The sequence below is a fragment of the Planococcus sp. MB-3u-03 genome (genome assembly GCF_002833405.1).
Classification (GTDB): domain Bacteria; phylum Bacillota; class Bacilli; order Bacillales_A; family Planococcaceae; genus Planococcus.
In genome coordinates this window covers 33,024-48,409 of the sequence record NZ_CP025124.1, presented here as the reverse complement: position 1 = coordinate 48,409, position 15,386 = coordinate 33,024, and the positions used below count along the sequence as shown (strand labels likewise).

The window sequence follows — 15,386 nt, the reverse complement described above, 5'->3', positions numbered from 1 at the left end:
CATGAAAAAGTATCGAGTGGATGTCCAAGGGATGACCTGCACAGGATGCGAAGAACACATTGCAGTCGCGCTTGAAGCGATTGGCGCAAAAGCGATTCAAGCTGATTTTCGAAAAGGAGAAGCCCTATTTGAACTGCCGGAAAACATGGAGGTTGAAAAGGCAAAAAAAGCAATTGCTGAAGCCAAGTATCAGCCAGGGGAAGCAGAAGAAGTCCGAGCCCAAGAAGCACTCCGCCCGGATGAAGAAGGCGAATTTGACTACATCATCATCGGTTCCGGGGGAGCCGCCTTTTCTTCCGCCATCGAAGCTGTGAAACACGGGGCGAAAGTGGCGATGATCGAACGGGGAACGGTAGGCGGTACCTGTGTGAACATTGGCTGTGTTCCTTCCAAAACCTTATTACGGGCGGGAGAAATCAATCACTTGGCCAGGAACAACCCGTTTATCGGGCTGCATACCTCTGCGAATGAAGTGGATTTGGCTCCGCTGGTCAAACAGAAAGAGGAATTGGTGACGGATCTCCGGAACAAGAAATATGTCGATTTGATTGAAGACTACGGTTTTGAGTTGATCAAAGGGGAAGCCAGGTTTGTAGATGAACATACTATTGAAGTGGATGGCCTGAAGCTATCTGCCAAACGGTTTCTGATTGCGACGGGGGCGGCTCCTGCTGTGCCAGCCATTTCCGGTCTGGCAGAAGTGGATTACTTGACCAGCACGACCTTATTAGAGCTAAAGAAAGTGCCGAAACGCCTGACAGTCATCGGTTCCGGCTATATTGGTGTGGAATTGGGCCAGCTATTTCACCACCTCGGTTCAGAAGTCACACTGATACAAAGAAGTTCGCGTTTGTTCAAGGAATATGATCCGGAAATCTCGGAAGCCCTCACGAAAGCTTTGACCGAGCAAGGCATTCAGTTAGTGACCGGTGCCACATACGAGCGAATTGAACAGGATGGAGAGGTGAAAAAAGTTTATGTCGAGGTGGATGGCCAGAAGCGGATCATCGAATCCGAACAATTGCTGATTGCAGCTGGCCGAAAGCCCAATACGGAAAGCTTGAATCTGCAGGCGGCGGGTGTCGAAACAGGACGTCTTGGAGAAATTCGGATTGATGATTATGCCAAGACCACCAATGAACGGATTTATGCAGCGGGCGATGTTACACTGGGTCCTCAGTTTGTCTATGTAGCGGCTTATCAAGGGCGAGTGGCGGCAGGAAATGCGGTCGGTGGACGGAGTGAAAAACTGGATTTGGCCGTTGTGCCGGGCGTCACGTTTACAGCGCCGGCGGTTGCCACGGTCGGCTTGACAGAGAAACAGGCAAAAGAAAACGGCTATGACGTCCTTACTTCCGTCCTGCCGTTGGAGGCTGTTCCGCGAGCGCAAGTGAACCGGGAAACGACCGGAGTATTCAAGTTGGTGGCGGATGCGACAACACGCCAGCTGCTGGGCGGGCATATCGTAGCGGAAAATGCTGGAGATGTCATCTATGCGGTGACGCTTGCCGTAAAATTCGGTTTGACCATTGAAAATCTTAGCGAAACCTTCGCGCCGTATCTAACCATGGCCGAAGGGGTAAAGCTGGCTGCGCTAACGTTCGACCAGGATGTTTCCCACTTGTCATGTTGTGCCGGGTAAAACTGACTATTGATGAAGATTTAAGCTGTTTATAGGGAGCCCACTTGAACAACTAGGAAGCAGACGGATAAATCAAGCACATTGCGACAGCCGTTCAATTATATGACTGGATTGGAGCAAGTGCTTGCTTAATTAGAGTCTCTATCATGTTATGGGAGCCATGAGGATAAATAAGTTTCTTTGGTTTACATATCATTAATTTATCTGAATTTGCTTGAATACAAAGGGGGAGAAGAGGTGGTGCTGCAAGCACATCTTCTCTCCTTATTAATTTGTTTAAGTTTCCTTTTACGAAGGCTTTTCTGATATCCATTTCAAGCTTTAGCCCTCATGATTACGAAGTGAATTTAATAAAAAATATCGAGAAATTTATGACTTAAAAGCTCTGTATGCCCGTAAAGTGCCAACCACGGTTGAAAATTGCCCCGTCTCTTCAATTGCAGCAAATCCGGTTTCTTTCAAGAGATTCGGAATAATGCCATTGACATGAGGGGAAGTGGTCTCGAACCCGTCTAACAACTGGACGGGGAAGAATGCAACACGCATCAAACCGTTTTGCGGCTTCTCAAAATCAATAATATGGAATTGGCCGCCCGGTTTGAGTGTCCGGCGAACTTCCTCAAAAGTTTCCTTCTTCTTCTCCAACGTTAAATGGTGAATAAATAAACTGGTAAAGACATGATGAAACAGATTATTAGAAAAGGGAAGCCGGTCAGAAAATCCTTCCTTGAAGCTAATTCCATTAGTTTGATTTCTGTTGATTTTTTCTTTCGCAATTGCTACTATTTCCGGGTCCGCATCGACTCCAATCACTTGAACGTGAGAATGTGATTGCCGTATTAAGAGTGCCAAGGTTCCTGTGCCGCAAGCCAAATCCATTACCACTTCCTCAGGTTGAAGGGCTGCTTGATTGACCAAATGCATTTTAAGCTTTTTTTCCTGCATCCCCCATTGAATTAACGGATCGTAGAACCGGGTCATCCAGCGGTATTTGAGTGCCGGTATATACGCATTGTTCTTATCTATCTTCATGAAGTTCGCATCCTTTCAATTAAGTGGATTTTTTGTTCCGAATAATTCCGTTTTGAAAAAAGAGAGAACTCGCTAATCTATTCGATTTATCATCACTTCAGAAAGTCATAGACGCTCGTATAAAAACAAACCGGCCTGCGCTTATGAATGTGCAGACCGGCCTCGATGTGTTTTCGCTATAAGTTATTTTCTGTTTAGCATATGAATTGGGTGTCCCATGATTCCTTCCGCAGCTTCCATCAATGGCTCCGGTAACGTAGGGTGGGCGTGAATCGTCAGACTGAGGTCTTCGGCAGTCGCTCCGGTCTCAATGGCAAAGACCGCTTCGGCAATAAGGGACGATACTTCCGGTCCGACCATCTGGACGCCCAACACCCTTTTGGTCTCTTTTTCAGCCACAATCTGTACAAAACCATCGGCATCGGAAATGGATAAAGCGCGACCGTTCGCCTGGAACGGAAAACGACTGGAAACTGTCTCATAGCCCTGTTCTTTTGCTGCTTTTTCGGTCGATCCGGTATACGCAACTTCCGGATCGCTGAAGATAACAAACGGCATCGCTTGAAAATCAATCACGCTTTTTTGACCGCTTGCCACCTCTGCCGCAATCTTGCCTTCATAACTCGCTTTGTGGGCCAGAAGGTCACCGCCTGCACAATCGCCGATCGCGTACACATGATCAACTGTGGTTCGACATTGGTTATTTATCTTGATAAACCCACGTTGATCAAGTTCCACGCCAATGTTTTCTAAGCCGATGTTTCCTGTGTTCGGTTTTCTTCCGATAGAAACCAGACAGTAATCGCCATTAATGACCTCATCCTTGCCATCCACCTGAACCCGGACATTGACTTCTTCACCTGTATTTTCACCGCCTTGGACCATGGTATTGGTGATGACCGTGATGCCCAAATCTTTTAAGTGACGTTTAACCACATTTGTCAGTGCAGAGTCCGTCCCTGGAAGAATGGTATCCGTTCCTTCCAGGATGGTCACTTTCGCCCCGAATTTGGCATAGGCTGTTCCGAGTTCCAATCCGATATACCCGCCGCCGACCACCACGAGATGTTTCGGCACTTCCTGAAGCGTCAAAGCTTCTGTTGACGAGAGAATCCGTTCTTGATCGAACGGCAGGCTTTTCAGTTCAGTCGGCAGGGAACCGATTGCCAGAATCAGATCTTTGTAGGTATAGAGCTGTTCTCCGTCTGCGGTTTTGATTTTGACCTGATGGGATTCTGTCAAATAAGCTTCCCGCTAATGACTTCCACGCCATTGCCTTTCAGCAAGGTCTGGACCCCACTCGTGAGTTTATTTACAATCCCGTCCTTCCATTTCACGACTTCCGGCATATCTACGACTACTTCACCCGAAACCTTGATGCCCATGGAACCGGCATGCTGGATGTGTTTTACTCGTTCAGAAGCACTGATCAGCGCTTTGGAAGGGATACACCCGCGGTTCAAGCAAACGCCGCCTAATTCGGCCTTATCCACCAACACCACTTTTTTCCCTAGCTGTGCAGCACGTATGGCCGCCACATAGCCGCCTGATCCAGCACCGATTACCAATAAGTCCAGATCCTTTTTTGTTTCATCCGTCATTTCTGTTTCCTCCTTCGGCATTTGGTCATTAGAAAAATCGTATATTTCTGCTCATTTTTATTTCAAAAGAGACGAACCGGCACTAACAAGGGGCGCTTCGTGCCAGGGGTGCCTCTTCTAAAATCCATACCCTTTATCTTGAGGATTAAATAAGATTGTGCTGCAGACTGGTTGAGTAGCAGTTTGTATTTATGAAAAGAGCTTTCCAGACAAATGGAAAGCTCTTTTCGTTACTCTTTTACGCGCATTAGCCGTAAGCTGTTGAGCGCGACCAGAAGGGTAGCGCCCATATCGGACATAATGGCGATCCATAGCGTCAGCCAACCCGGGATGACCAGCAGCAACGCAATCACTTTGATGCCGATGGCGAATGCGATATTCGCTTTGATAATGTTCAATGATTTCCTGCTTAACTTCATCGTGAACGGCAGTTTGCTCAAATCATCGCCCATCAAGACCACATCAGCGGTCTCCATAGCGGTATCCGTTCCAGCACCGCCCATGGCAATTCCGACAGTAGAAGCCGCGAGTGCCGGAGCATCGTTCACGCCGTCTCCAATCATCGCGACATTGCCGTATTCGGCTCGTAAGCGTTTGATGAAATTCAGTTTGTCTTCCGGCATCAGTTCGGCCTGGATTTCGGTGACGCCGATCTGCTGGCCAATGGCCTGACCGGTTCCTTTGTTGTCACCCGTCAGCATAATCGTCTTCTTGATGCCCATCTGGTGCAATTTCTGGATGACTTCCTTGCTGGATTCACGGACTTCATCTGCCACGGCAATGACCGCCAGGATTGTTTGTTCCGTTCCGATGATCATTGCCGTCTTGCCCTGATTTTGAAGAGCCGTTACATTCTGTTCCAAGTTCTTATCAGCACTTGCGGCACTCAGCTCGTTGAAGAGAATCGGGCTACCGATATAGTAAGTGATTCCCTCGACAGTTCCCTTGATGCCTTTGCCGGTGATGGAAGAGAAGTCCTCGACCAAGACCGAAGAATAAGAAATGTTCTCTGCGTCCGCTTTTTTCATGATGGCCGAAGCAAGGGGATGCTGGGAGCGATACTCCAGCGCTGTGACGATGGAAAGCAGTTCTTTTTCATTGATACCCTTGTTCAATACCTCAAAGTCTGTGACGACGGGAACCCCTTTGGTCAGGGTGCCGGTCTTGTCAAACGCGATCGCTTTGATAGCGCCCATTTCTTCCAGGTACACGCCGCCTTTTACCAAAACGCCTTTTTTCGCTGCATTACCAATAGCGGATACAATTGAAATCGGTGTGGAAATAACCAAAGCACATGGACAGCCAACTACGAGCACAGCCAGTCCTTGATAGACCCATGTTTCCCAGCTGGCGTCAAACAAGAGGGGAGGGACAATGGCGACGAGTGCGGCAACGACCATGATGATCGGTGTATAATATTTGGCGAATTTATCGACAAACGCCTGTGAAGGAGCCCGTTCGCCTTGCGCTTCTTCTACCAAATGGATGATTTTTGCAATGGTCGTGTCTTCGACCAGCTTGGTGACTTTGACTTCGAGCAGGCCTTCTTCGTTCAGCGTGCCGGCGAAGACTTCATCATCCACCGTTTTGCCGACGGGCACGGATTCACCCGTAATCGCTGCCTGATTGACCGCCGAATAGCCGTTGACCACCATGCCGTCCATTGCAATCTTCTGTCCGGGTTTGACGATCATGGTATCCCCGACGGCAATGTCGTCTACCGAAATCAGCTGTTCTTGTCCATTCCGTCGGACAAGTGCCTCTTTCGGGGCAATGTCCATCAACGAACGGATGGATTGTCGGGCCCGGTCCATGGAATAGCGTTCCAATGCTTCACTGATGGCAAAAAGGATGACCACGATGGACGCTTCCGCCCATTCGCCGATGAAGGCTGCCCCAATGACGGCAACCGTCATAAGGGTTTTCATGTCGAAATCCAAGCGAACTAAATTCTGAAAACCGACTTTAAAGAGCGAGTACCCGCCAATGACTATGGCGGCCACAAAAAGGAGGGACGTCATCAAATTTTCTTCCCCGTTTACGAATTGGGAAATGTACCCGAAGACGATCAACAGGGCGGAGTAGAGCAAGGTGCTGTGTTTTTGGTAGAACGGCACTTTGTCCTCTTTTTTGACGGTCGCTTTTTCGGCTTCCGTTTTCGAACCCGCTGGACGACCGGTAATTTCAGGCGCGACCTTCAGGTTTTCGAATGCACCGGCTTTTTCCAATTCTTCGACGGTGGCCGCCCCGTAAACGGAAATTTTTGAGGCTCCGAAATTCACTTTGGCATCTTGGACACTGGGAATCTTCTTGACGTTGTTCTCGAACTTTCCAGCACAGTTGGCACATGTAAAGCCTTCCACCCGGAAGACGTTTTTTTCCTCTTCTGTCTTTATTTTCTCAACCAATGCTGACACCTTCCTTCTGGTGAGTGAAGGCCACTTGCACGAGATGTTTCACATGCGCATCATCTAATGAATAGTAGACCAATTTGCCTTCTTTGCTGTATTTCGCCAACCCCATATTTTTTAACAAACGCAGGTGGTAAGAAGCTGTCGCAGTAGAAGAACCGATGATATTCGCGACATCACAAACACAAAGTTTGTCCTCTAACGATAAAGCATAAGCAATTTTGATACGGGTATCGTCTGACAATGCCTTAAAAATTTTCGCGACTTCCAACGGGTTTTGTTCCGCCAGCTGGTGCTGGACTCTTTCCACCTTTTCCTCGTCTATACAAACCACATCACAAATTTCTTTTGCCAATTTCTTTCACTCCTTTTCCTAACTCATTTTTTTAAAGCAATAGATTCTCTTCTATAAGAAGCATAGGGTGTGAAAATCAGTTCAATTCACCAAATCCAAAAGGAAACGGAATGTCCCATTCTCCACCATAATCAAGATACCGAGTCCGATAAAGACCACCGGCACAATCCAGCGTTCCCATTTCTCAATCGTTTCAGAGACCGACTTAACGGCTGCCAAGCGGTAACTGAGGTAACACAAAACGGCCGTCATGATAGCAAAGACAACAAGCATCACAATGGTTTCACTCGGATTCAAGGTTGAAAAGTAGGGTATGTAGACACCGATGTTGTCCCCGCCAGCAGCCAGTGTAATGACCGTGATGGTGACAAACAAGCGATTGGACTTTCCGGAAGACAAGCGGGACAAGAGATCCTCTTCGTCATTCTCTTCTTCTTCCCTCTTCCAAACCTTGATTCCCAGATAAATCGGAATGAGGCCCAGCAGGCCGACCCAATGAGTCGGTACGAGCGTCAAGCCATAAGCAGCTAATAGACTGGCACCCACTAATATGGATGTCCCCAGATACTGGCCGATAATAATGGATTTTAGCTGACCTTTTTTCATCGTTTGCGAAAACAGGATCAGCAAAATGATGACATAATCAATACTGGTGGCAACATAAGCTGCCACAGCGGAAAAAATCGTCGTAATCAATCGCAGCAACTCCCTTATAGATACTATAGACAATCAATACCTTTCTAATAGTTAAACGTTCAAACGAACGTTTGATTAATGTAAGTGTATAAATATTTAGTTAGATTGTCAATCAAATATTCAAATGGATGTTTAAATGTTGTGATTTACATATTAAAACTCTATGGAAAGGGTGCGATAAACACAGAAGAATTTATCAACGGGTTCATTTAGATGTAGGTTTACATATCATGAGATTATAGGAAGTCCATAATAGAAAATTAGAGGAGGTACTGGTCCTAAGTATCTTCTGTTTTTTTATGTAGTTGTACCTTTACTAACGGTTTTCAACAACAAAGAGATATATGATTTATCAGAATAGAACAAAATAATTTGGCATATATTGGTTTTAGTGCTATAGTAAATACACTATCTTTGAAGGGATGATGAATGCCAATGTTGAACTAATTCTATTTTCAGCGAAAATGTATAAACATTTTAGTTGCCGAATAGGATTAGTCTGCTCATTTATCTCTTTTCAAAGGACCGATATCTGTAATTCAGGTTATTTGCTTTGAGTAAAATAGCTATCATGTGACTGATCCTTCCAAAAACTTGGGAGGATTTTTAATTCCCCGTTTTACGGCAATTGTTAAATAAAGAACAGTTAAATCAACTTAAAAATGAGGAGGAATTTCATGCAGACGAAAGAACAAGTTTTCAAGATATCCAGAAAATCATACGGGAAGATTATGCTGGACATATGGATGTGATGCATTTGAATCATCCTGAAAATACCGCATCACAAACGACATGAGTGAACAAAATTCGAGGAAACGATCAAAGACTATTTGCTCGATTTCCAAGACAGACATTTAATTTTTATCTCGAAAAAGAGCTCGTCACCCAGTGTAGGATTTTTAGTGAGGCGTTTTGAAAATGCTTTATATGTTACTCAACTTGAAGGGGAGACGCGGCTGCAGATAGGCGACAAGATTGTACAGCTTGATGGAATGGACATTCCAGAACTTGAAAACCGTTACAAGAAAACTTTGATGGATCATGTTGCAGAACGCCAATTATGGAATCGGGTAGTCCATAAAATGAAAACGATTCGGATTGAACGGGGAATGGAACTGATTGACCTGCCTTTGTCACATTACGAAGACCTGCCTTATAAAGGCGAGCATACATTCAAAAAGATTGGTAATTCCATCAGCTATATGAAACTGACGGATTTTATTGATGAGGCGCCGATTCAAAAACTGATTGATGACAATAAAAATGATTTGGAACAGAATGAATCCCTTATCATCGATGTTAGGAAGAATTTGGGGGGGAGCGACACTTCTTATTTCCCGCTGTTTCCATATCTGTTTGCTGAAACTAAACCTTTTGCTGATTTGTTTCAAGAAGATGAAGTGATGTACTTGAATTACACGGTTCGAAATTGCCAGTTGCGGATTGCAGAATTTGAAGAGTATTTAAAAGAAGATTTGGATGATATTACCTCGATATCATTAAAAGAAGAAGTCGGCCGTTTAAAACGACACTTCGGGCAAGGGATGTTAGAAGTTCCAGAAGACATGGGGTTTGTAATCAAAGGGAAGAGTTCCCCTAAGCGTGTCTTCGTATTAAGTGACTGCTATTGCGGCAGTTCCGGCGATACGTTTGTCAGCAATGTAAAAAAATCTTCCAAAGTTACCGTAGTTGGCCGGCATTCAATGGGAATCATGGATTATGCCAACCTGGCTACGATGGATTACGGAGATTACGAATTTATTTACAGTACTACCCGGATGCATGAAAATTATTGGATGAACGGTGTAGGAATCGAACCGGATGTTTACATTCCTTGGACACCTGATCATTTGAAAGAAGACAAAGATTTAGAAATGGTTTTATCACTCATTCAACAAGCAGAGAGTAAAGCACAATGAATACCAGAAACAACTTTCTTCAGCTTATATAGCATAAAATATTGGAAGGGAGAATATAAAGAAGATATTCTCCTTTCTTTTTCATTCTTCAAGAAGACTTTCAGAGACCGTAAATATTTTGTGTTAATAAAGATTAAAGACTTTTGATTTATTTTAGTTTCAGTTTACATATGACACCTTATCGGAAGTGGAGAAGCTAAACTAGAGGTTGTCCTTTTCGGTATTGAAGAATATTTGAAAAGACTTCCTCTGTTTAGAAGAAGTCTTTTTAGTGTAGTATTCATTTTAATCTCCTGCTACTTAGCAAATTTACCGGACATTCTCCTACAAGCACTGAGAATCCTTGAGAGAAGGAGTACACATTGGAAATAGGATACCTTTTCTCAAAAGTGTTTATACTTTATACTTTATACTTTATTCTTTTCTTATTTCCCTGGCTTCTGAGCTTATGCTTTCGTTCTTGTCTGCGATTAATTTCTCGATTATTTCTTCAAGTAAAAATGTAAGTTTTTATCCGACTCAATAATGTAAATTTCAAGATTGTTATTTAAGATATTAGTAACAGTTTCCCTAATTAGTACCTCTGAATGAGTAGCGCATTTCAAGAGCTGTTCGAAATACCATTTATGGTTTTCTGGATATTGAAGATTTAATAAAGTCTCTTCGATTAATAGAATATCATTTCCCGAAAAGATCGTTTCAGCTGCTTCTTCAGAAGTACCCCAATCTTCGTCGTTTTCGTTATTTTCGAAAACACTTCTTCTTTTGAAAGGTTATTTAAGAAATTATCAAATGTATGGGCTACTTCAATAATTTCTTCAGTTTCTGGTTCCAAATAAATCACCGAAGGGTTTACTGAATCCTTTCTGTAATCAAGAGCAAAAAGCTATTCCCATCTCCGCTGAAAATAAGAATATTTTTCGAAGATCCCATTCATTAATGAGATAATCTGAATCTAAAATACCACCTTGACCACAACCATATATGTGATTAATCTCAATGTACGCATTGGTTTCAAGATGACTTTTCTTCTTCACTGAATTGTACTGTATAGCACCGCCATTTTGTTCTAAAAGAATCTTTTATAAGAAGCTGGCAATTCCATATCTAGTTGTTTTCTGTTTTCAATCTCTACTTCTGAAGTTTTTGGTAACTTATAATCATCCTCGACTTCCTTAGCCCATATGTGCATCAAGTAACCTCCTTAGATTCTATTGAATAGTCTTGTTTAATATTGTTACTAACCATAATAAAACAAAATGATTGAAAATATCCGTTTCACCAAAAATAGGAAGTTAAAAATTTTAATATCCATACGTTTACATAATGCCGGATTATCGGTAGCTACATTAATAGAAAGGGAAAGAAGAGGTTGCTAACTGCATTCTTCTTTCCCTTTATTTTGAGAATTTGTCTTTTATGAATGATGTGAAACAGCTAATTTAGGATAGAAGAAACTGTGTTTACACTATTAGATCAGTTCGCTCTTGAGGAATGACCTCTGCCACTGTGGAAAAGATCGACACGTTTTAGGGGTTGAGGTACGGGAAGGACAAGAGGGTCGGAATATAGTTTTGGTTGTAGAGAGGGCGTAATAGAATTCTGCGTCATACCCTTTGTTATTGCTAGAATTTAATTGCCACCAATAGCTTTTCAGGGTTTTCTCCTCCGTTCGGATTCACAATCAAAATTAACAAAGCAATCGGATACCACTTCCGTTACCCTGATAGAGAAGAGTAAGTCGCGCACACTTTCTCTTTTTATAGAAGGAGTGTCGTTATGAACATATTAGAGAAATTTCAAACCGTCATTATTCTAAGCGCAGTTGGACTCGGCCTTTTATTTGGCCAGATCCACTTTTTGAGCAATACGCCGAATCCTTCATCGTGCCATTTTATTGCTGATGCTCTATGGATTATTTTAACCATTCCATTGCAGTACCTGAAGGATGCTTTTGAAAATCGCAAGTTTTTCACTGTCAGTATGCTTATCAATTTTGTCTGGACACCTTTAGTGGCCTGGGGACTTGGGGCGATCTTCCTTGCAGATCATCCAGCCCTGTGGATTGGATTTATCATGCTGATGGTAACGCCTTGTACAGACTGGTACCTCATGTTCACTTCCATTGCCAAAGGGAATGTGCCCTTGTCCACGTCCGTTTTGCCGATTAATTTGATTCTGCAGGTCGTGCTGTTGCCGGTTTACCTATTCATTTTCGCTGGCACAATTGAGCCGATTCCATTGTCGACTATCGGCAAAAGCATTGTCCTCGTACTGGCTATTCCGTTTGCGCTAGCACATTTGACGCGTTATGCCTTGCGGAAGAGAAAAGCCTTCTTGAATGAGAAACTCGTCTCTTTTTCGCTACCGCACAGATTTTCTTTTTATCTTTGGCGATTATGGCGATATTTGCTTCTCAAGGGAAGTACCTACTTAATAATCTTGAAATCATTTCCATCTTGCTGCTGCCTGTTTTATTGTTCTTTATTATTAATTTTATTTTGGTGCAAACAGCAGGGAAAGCCCTGAAGTTTTCCTATGAAGATACGGTGAGCTTAAGCCTGACGACTATCGCACGTAATTCGCCTGTCTCACTGGCCATTGCAGTTGTCGCCTTTCCGGACCAGCCTCTAATCGCCTTGGCCTTGGTTATCGGCCCGTTGATCAATTGCCCATTCTAGCACTCGTTTCCCAGTTGTTGCTTTCTCTAAGGAGAGCAAGTATAGGAGAAAGCTAAATATAATATCCGTTTCACAGGCCTAGGTTCGGAGCTTACTTGAAATTAGCCGAGGGCGACATCAAGAATCATCATGATTGTAAACCCAACCATTAAACTCATCGAAGCCAAGTCTGAATTCCCTTTTCTTGGGAACTTGGAATTACTTCTTCAACGACTACAAAATCATTGCACCTGCTGCAAAGCTCAATGCATAAGGCAGTAAGGGTTCTATAAACACCACTGCCAGCGCACCGATGATGGCGGCGACCGGTTCAACCATCCCAGAGAATTGACCGTAAAGAAAGCTTTTCGCCGCGAAAATCCATCGCGTCGAAGAGGCATGGAGACAGCTAGGCCTTCCGGGAAGTTCTGGATACCGATGCCGATTGCCAAAGCAATTGCACCTGCTAGAGAGGCCGACGGAAATCCAGCAGCCACAGCTCCGAATGCCACGCCGATTGCTAGCCCTTCGGGAATGTTGTGTAGTGTAATGGCGAAAACAAGCAAAGAGCTCTTCTTTCTTTTAGCTGAGTGGAATCCCTCAGACTTTTCTAAGGATGCATTTGGATGAAGGTGAGGGAGGATTTTATCTACTGACCATAAAATATGCCGCCCAGTAAAAAGCCGATGGCCGCAGGCATCCAAGCTGGTAAAGAGCCACCTTCTCCCATATCAATGGCAGGAGCAAGAAGCGACCAATAACTTGCTGCAATCATTACCCCTCCAGCAAATCCAAGCATACTATCCAGGAAACGTTGATTGACGCCTTTTGTAGTAAATACTAACGCTGCGCCCAGTGCCGTCATGCCCCATGTGAATAATGTACCAATAAATGCTTGAACAACTGGATCTAGACCTTTAAACAACTCCATCATATCAATTTTCCTCCTATGAAAAATGTATTTCGAAAAACTTGATGCTATGTTTTGTTTCGAGCAAAAAGGTGGGTTCAGTTAATTAAATGCAATAAAAAGCTGAGTAAAGCTCACTTCTTCATGAGCTTTACATATCATCTTCTTTGAAAACCTGTATGGTAACTTGATTTATAAAGCAGCGAGTTATTTGGTGATATAGTCATTCAGAGTTAGTGTAACTTTATGAATGGGTTACTGAAAAACTCTTTGGCTTGGAATAATGTTGAATGTATTCTCTATAATCCATTTGTAAGAAGAATCGTGTATTCTTTCCTTTTCAATAGATATATTATTGTATATGATTTGCTTATTACTGAGCTCCCAAATTACGTATGTTGCTTATGGCCAACTAACAGTTGAAGCTTGTATATCGGGTGTTTACATAATTAACTTGAAGTCCTAAAACTATTTATACTGTCTAATAAGTAATTACCTATGCCATGGAACAGTTGACTGGAAATATAGAAGTTAACGAAGACAGAGTCAGACAAGTATAGCATGTATTATTTTCGTTTCCTTGACCCAATCCTCGCTATTCGTCATTTAAATTTTCATGCGGAGGGATTAATAAATTAACTGCACTAAATGTAAATAAGTTTGTGGATGTTAGCATATCCTATTAATGTAATGGCTTAATCTATTGGTTTTTAGTTTCGAGATATAAAAGTGAGGAGATTTATTAGTGAAAAGTAAAATGAGTGTTCTTTTCGAATTCAGAGACTAAGGTCATAAAAGAAGTCAGAAAATGCTTAGCAGAAGAGAAGAAAGAAACACTGAGAAGTGGACTTAGATTTATAACGTATTTTTGAGGAATTCTACTTCCTGCGGAGTGCTAGTCAAAATACTAAAGAGGTAGAAAGGATTTGAATTTGTCGACTTATCGACTTACTAAGATATTAAAAATTCTTGAATGCCATCAGATTATATACCGTAGAAAAGGCATTATTGGGCTATGGAGAACTTGAGACTTGTTTTATTCTTCTCAGTACGGATTGTTGCGGTTAGCTAGAAAAGCATCGTCTCCTAGTTATTTTACTGAATTCATTTTTAAAGTTGAGAACTCTGATAATCAGTTGATGGGCTAGAAAATACCAATTAAATCGATGCCCACATCAAAGAGCCTACCATTTCTATCGAAAACAACTGAAAACTTCTGAGAAAAGGCAAACGATGTGCATAAAACCAAGAATAGAAAGTTTGCTTTAGCCAAATGAACATTAAAATATACAGAATCCCAAAGGATAACAAATGGCCAGTTTTTGTGCTAAGTAAAAGCATCATTGAAAGCAACGTCACTAAATTTCAGTAATTCAAGAAAGTTAGGCTGCAAGTTTATCTGATACTCTACGACTTGATCAACTAAAAAGCATATGCATCGCTTGTGGACATAACCGCTAAAATCACTGATGCCCATAGAACTACTAAAAGAGAGGGAATCGCATTGACACTGTCCTTTCTTAGTTTAAGTAGGAAATCAACTAGATTTTGAGAAGGTTTTGAGTAAGTCAAAGACAATCTACTAAAGTTTTTTATTCTTTTCGGAGGCGAATTTTAGTATAAAACCGTTAAACATGACAGGGCTTTTGTCTATGAGCTTCAGATACCGTTTGTTTTCTTCGAACAAAGCTTTGAAACTCAAGGCAATATCGGTCCCAAGTAGTTTTACGAAAGGCCTAACTAGTCTTCGTTGAATTGAAGAGCTTGTTTCAGTTGAAGAAAACTTATCAAAAATAATGAGTTCCCCACTATTTTTGAGGACGCGTGCCATTTCTCTCAAACAAGTATTCGGATCAGGTACAACAGAAAGTATCAGGCTGGCAATGACAAAATCAAACTGATTGTCGTCAAAATTCAATTTTGAGCATCCATTTCTAAAAATTAATAGCAGACTCGGATATTTTTGCGAGCTTTTCTAACATGTCGGGAGATAAGTCAATAGCGGTAATAGTAAAGTGTTGAGGATTGAATAATTCCAAATCGGCCCCTGTCCCCACTCCTACAAATAATAGATTTGAGTGTTTTCAAACTTAACATCTTGGAAAACTTTCTTCCTCGCTTCTAAGAAAGGCCCAGTGTTGAAGATCTGGTCATAGATAG

General features: G+C 42.6%; 10 protein-coding genes and 3 pseudogenes. 3 read left to right on the top strand and 10 right to left on the bottom strand.

Annotated features, from left to right (window positions below; all coding sequences use genetic code 11):
• Nucleotide 1 precedes the first annotated feature (1 nt).
• Nucleotides 2-1,642 (top strand): mercury(II) reductase, encoded by a 1,641-nt coding sequence (gene merA / locus CW734_RS00865; protein ID WP_068870883.1) that lies wholly within the window; start codon nucleotides 2-4, stop codon nucleotides 1,640-1,642.
• Between the two features lie 369 nt (nucleotides 1,643-2,011).
• Here merA and CW734_RS00855 read toward each other — a convergent pair whose 3' ends face one another.
• The 5 genes and pseudogenes from CW734_RS00855 to CW734_RS00835 all read right to left on the bottom strand — a co-directional run bounded on the left by CW734_RS00855 (nucleotide 2,012) and on the right by CW734_RS00835 (nucleotide 7,737).
• Nucleotides 2,012-2,674: a class I SAM-dependent methyltransferase gene (locus CW734_RS00855; RefSeq protein WP_068870879.1), complete on the bottom strand. Its 663-nt coding sequence runs from the start codon at nucleotides 2,672-2,674 to the stop codon at nucleotides 2,012-2,014.
• Between the two features lie 183 nt (nucleotides 2,675-2,857).
• Nucleotides 2,858-4,275, bottom strand: a pseudogene (gene lpdA / locus CW734_RS00850) (dihydrolipoyl dehydrogenase).
• A gap of 230 nt (nucleotides 4,276-4,505) precedes the next feature.
• On the bottom strand, nucleotides 4,506-6,683 hold the full coding sequence (locus CW734_RS00845; RefSeq protein WP_068870875.1) for a heavy metal translocating P-type ATPase: 2,178 nt from the start codon (nucleotides 6,681-6,683) through the stop codon (nucleotides 4,506-4,508).
• Nucleotides 6,676-7,041, bottom strand: coding sequence for an ArsR/SmtB family transcription factor (locus tag CW734_RS00840; protein ID WP_068870873.1), 366 nt, complete (start codon nucleotides 7,039-7,041; stop codon nucleotides 6,676-6,678). Before CW734_RS00840 ends, CW734_RS00845 begins: the two co-directional genes overlap by 8 nt.
• An 81-nt stretch (nucleotides 7,042-7,122) precedes the next feature.
• Nucleotides 7,123-7,737, bottom strand: coding sequence for a CadD family cadmium resistance transporter (locus tag CW734_RS00835; RefSeq protein WP_068870871.1), 615 nt, complete (start codon nucleotides 7,735-7,737; stop codon nucleotides 7,123-7,125).
• A gap of 902 nt (nucleotides 7,738-8,639) precedes the next feature.
• Between CW734_RS00835 and CW734_RS00830 the strand changes: the two genes are divergently transcribed.
• Nucleotides 8,640-9,656: a S41 family peptidase gene (locus CW734_RS00830; RefSeq protein WP_101189075.1), complete on the top strand. Its 1,017-nt coding sequence runs from the start codon at nucleotides 8,640-8,642 to the stop codon at nucleotides 9,654-9,656.
• Between the two features lie 1,069 nt (nucleotides 9,657-10,725).
• Here CW734_RS00830 and CW734_RS19335 read toward each other — a convergent pair.
• A complete protein-coding gene (locus CW734_RS19335) occupies nucleotides 10,726-10,848 on the bottom strand; it encodes a hypothetical protein (RefSeq protein WP_269801446.1) in 123 nt (40 codons plus the stop codon).
• Nucleotides 10,849-11,127: 279 nt separating this feature from the next.
• Entirely contained in the window at nucleotides 11,128-11,313 is a 186-nt protein-coding gene (locus CW734_RS19860) for an Ada metal-binding domain-containing protein (protein ID WP_374703400.1), read from the bottom strand.
• A 122-nt stretch (nucleotides 11,314-11,435) separates the two neighbouring features.
• Between CW734_RS19860 and CW734_RS00820 the strand changes: the two are divergent.
• Nucleotides 11,436-12,393, top strand: a pseudogene (locus CW734_RS00820) (arsenic resistance protein).
• A 45-nt stretch (nucleotides 12,394-12,438) separates the two neighbouring features.
• On the opposite strand, the pseudogene CW734_RS00815 reads toward CW734_RS00820, so the two are convergent.
• From CW734_RS00815 to CW734_RS19535, 3 genes and pseudogenes are all read right to left on the bottom strand, one after another.
• Nucleotides 12,439-13,250 (bottom strand): annotated as a pseudogene (locus CW734_RS00815) (ZIP family metal transporter).
• A 1,558-nt stretch (nucleotides 13,251-14,808) separates the two neighbouring features.
• Entirely contained in the window at nucleotides 14,809-15,144 is a 336-nt protein-coding gene (locus CW734_RS18560) for a class I SAM-dependent methyltransferase (RefSeq protein WP_232787005.1), read from the bottom strand.
• A gap of 16 nt (nucleotides 15,145-15,160) precedes the next feature.
• Nucleotides 15,161-15,283, bottom strand: coding sequence for a class I SAM-dependent methyltransferase (locus tag CW734_RS19535; protein ID WP_332870982.1), 123 nt, complete (start codon nucleotides 15,281-15,283; stop codon nucleotides 15,161-15,163).
• Nucleotides 15,284-15,386 lie beyond the last annotated feature (103 nt).